This window comes from Asticcacaulis sp. (assembly GCF_027484505.1).
Taxonomy (GTDB): domain Bacteria; phylum Pseudomonadota; class Alphaproteobacteria; order Caulobacterales; family Caulobacteraceae; genus Asticcacaulis.
In genome coordinates, this window is sequence record NZ_JAIXSV010000344.1 from 1 (window position 1) to 2,628 (window position 2,628).

The following is a 2,628-nucleotide window of genomic DNA, read 5'->3' on the forward strand; positions in this document are numbered from 1 at the left end:
AAGATCAGCGTTGCCGTGACGGGCGACCAGCTTTCCGCCATGCGCGACGCGGTCGCCACGGGCGATTACGCCACCACCAGCGAGATCGTGCGCGAAGCCGTGCGCGACTGGCAGCTTAAACGCGCTCAGCGCCAGGACGAACTGGCCCGCCTGCGCCAAGCCTGGAATGAGGGCAAGGAGAGCGCCGGGCGGGCGTTGTTTGATGTGGAGGAGGTGCTGGTACGGGCGCAGGCGCGGCGGGTTCCTTGGTTTTTCACATGTTGAAATTAGCTCTAGTACCTGTATATCTTGAGTTTTCTTAATTCCTTATATGCAACAGACGCAGCGTCTTTGTTGAACAATTCCACATTCGCGGCAGCTCGGATGCCGGTGTACAATCCGTAATCCAACATAAGGGCCATGAATTTAGTCCCTGCTTCCTTTGGGGTGATGCCTTCGGAAATTACGTGGAGAAGTCTTAACTCGACAAGCTTTAACGCCTCCTTGAAGGCCGCACTATTTTGGTTAATTTCCAAGAGAAAAGCATTTGACTTATTCTCAGTGATACAAAAATTTCTTATCGCCTCGAGGCGAGAACTCAAAGCGTCTGCTTCAGAGCTGGCGTCTGATTGAAGGTCCTTTAGCTTAATGCTAAGATTTTCGGACGCTGCCATGTTGACATTTGATACGGTCACACGACCTTTTCCCCCAGCGCTTGCTTTAAGCATCGATTGCGCAAACAAGTTGATCGCATCTCTTGGAACTCCAGCACTTACCCATGTTAAGCGCGGCAAGACATCCGCACTTGATGAAAGCCTACGGATTGACGGTATTGCCGCATATCGAGCGTGCGAGTCCAGGATTGACTCAATGTGAGTGGCAGCTTTGTCTGGTGTAGTGAGATTGTAATCAAGTCCTAGTCGTTGAGCGTCTTGGGGAATCTGCATTCCCATTTTCTCTCTAGAATTATATGGATCAAGAAGGGTTTCAATCGCTGATGCTTTTATATACACCTTATTTCCGCGAAATATAGAATACAATACATCAAGAAGAATATATTGCATCTTACGATTAAATACGTGCAGATCGTCCAGATATACAAATATCTCCTTCTTCAGAGATACTTCTGCAAAAATTCGCCTCAATTTTGGTACATGCTTCCTGATTTCCTTTACCGAAACGTCTCCAGCTTCAAATCGGTGGCGGATAGAAAGAATGTCGGCATATGAGTCTGGTGGAAAGTCTATTGCATACAGAATTTCGGTTAAAACATCCGCAACAGCTTGCTCATCGTCTCTTCCAGAATATGCTTGCATGTCGATCCACGCATTTGGCATATCATCTTTCTGCCTAGACTTAAGGCTATACAATAGTAACATTGATTTGCCAGCACCTCTACGCCCTGTAACAATATGATTTGCAGACGACACAATCTGGCTTTCTGCGCCTGTAACGGAGCGCGTATAACGATCGAAGAAATCTGACTCAAAGCTGTGCTGATTAATGTTTTGGCTCTCTGAAAGAACTTTAAGCAGCAACTTAGCTTCTGCAGAATTAACAATCGACTTTGATGATTTAGATTTCAATGTGACATGGATTTCATCTTCGACATCAAAATCTTTGATGCAATTATTAAGCGCGTCGTAAAGTCGTTCCGTCGGGTGTGAAACGTGAATAATTCTTATGGTCTTTTTACCTTTGACGATATCATTGTGCTCTAAACCTATCAAACCTGTTCGGCTCTCAAAGTTTGACTTTATCTTGTCCAAAATCTCTTTATAATTCATGGCTTTGCTCCAAGTACATTTCCTCGACTTGAAAGATAGTCGTGGGCATGACGGATAAAGTTCAGGACTGTAGTCTGATAGGCCTCTGGGGTTCTCAAAAGATCCGACTTTACGGCCAGATGATCGTAGTCCGACGCATTCCTATCCTCCCGCAGGTTCCTTAGTTCATTTGTATAAGTCGCACGATCTGGGAAAGAGCTGGGTAGTTCTCCAACTTTTGTATGATCCTTTACCTCAGTAGAGTACACACCGTCAGAATCAAATCTGACTGCTTTAGAAACATTGTAGCTAGCGTAATAAAGCCTGGAAATTCGCTGCCGCCATTGCATTTTTGCAATCTTGGTTGCGAAATTATAATGTTCTATTCCCAATACATACATCATTCGAGTATGACTTTGAGCCTCCAGATTAATTTTTCCAACCTCGGAGGGGCTCAATATGCCTGAGTACATGCTAACTATTTTCTTGTGATTTCCAGCATCTAAGAAAGCTCTATGCATGTTATAGGCTCTTTATGTGAGCGACGATTGAAATAGCGTAGATGATCAATTTGTCTCCCGCAAGATATAAGCTAACGGTCACCCAGCAACAATGGTAGAGTTCCACCATAGAAACAGACCGCACAGACCTTCGCCGGGCCGTCAGGATCGGTCAGTTCATCCTCACGCGCGCGCGGGGAAGAGAAGATAAGTGCGGTTGAGGGGATGACGTTGTCACACCGAATGGCGGCCGCGCTGAACCAGGGGGTGGCGCAAAGGCTGTCCGGAGATCAGCGCCGGGCAATGGTTCTGGAAACACTGCGCCAGAAGTAGGGTGTCCCCGTTTGGGCCTGGAAGCGGGCTATATCGGCGCTGACCGCGCC

General features: G+C 46.7%; 3 protein-coding genes. 1 reads left to right on the forward strand and 2 read right to left on the reverse strand.

The genetic code is table 11. From position 1 onward, the window contains the following. On the forward strand, window positions 1-264 hold a 264-nt coding region (locus Q0072_RS20105; RefSeq protein WP_298333513.1), incomplete at its 5' end, for a type II toxin-antitoxin system ParD family antitoxin. An 8-nt stretch (window positions 265-272) separates the two neighbouring features. Here the strand turns inward: Q0072_RS20105 and Q0072_RS20110 are convergent. Both Q0072_RS20110 and Q0072_RS20115 read right to left on the reverse strand, forming a co-directional pair. After that, window positions 273-1,766 carry a hypothetical protein gene (locus Q0072_RS20110; RefSeq protein ID WP_298333515.1) on the reverse strand — a complete coding sequence of 498 codons (1,494 nt, stop codon included), beginning with the start codon at window positions 1,764-1,766 and terminating at the stop codon, window positions 273-275. Beyond that, window positions 1,763-2,266, reverse strand: a complete 504-nt coding sequence (locus tag Q0072_RS20115; RefSeq protein WP_298333517.1) for a hypothetical protein — start codon at window positions 2,264-2,266, stop codon at window positions 1,763-1,765. The genes Q0072_RS20110 and Q0072_RS20115 overlap by 4 nt, the downstream gene beginning before the upstream one ends. Window positions 2,267-2,628: the final 362 nt, after the last annotated feature.

Bases quoted from the DNA above. Each gene is read 5' to 3' on its own strand.
- Q0072_RS20115 (WP_298333517.1), bottom strand. From the start codon at position 2,266: ATGCATAGAGCTTTCTTAGATGCTGGAAATCACAAGAAAATAGTTAGC.
- Q0072_RS20110 (WP_298333515.1), bottom strand. From the start codon at position 1,766: ATGAATTATAAAGAGATTTTGGACAAGATAAAGTCAAACTTTGAGAGC.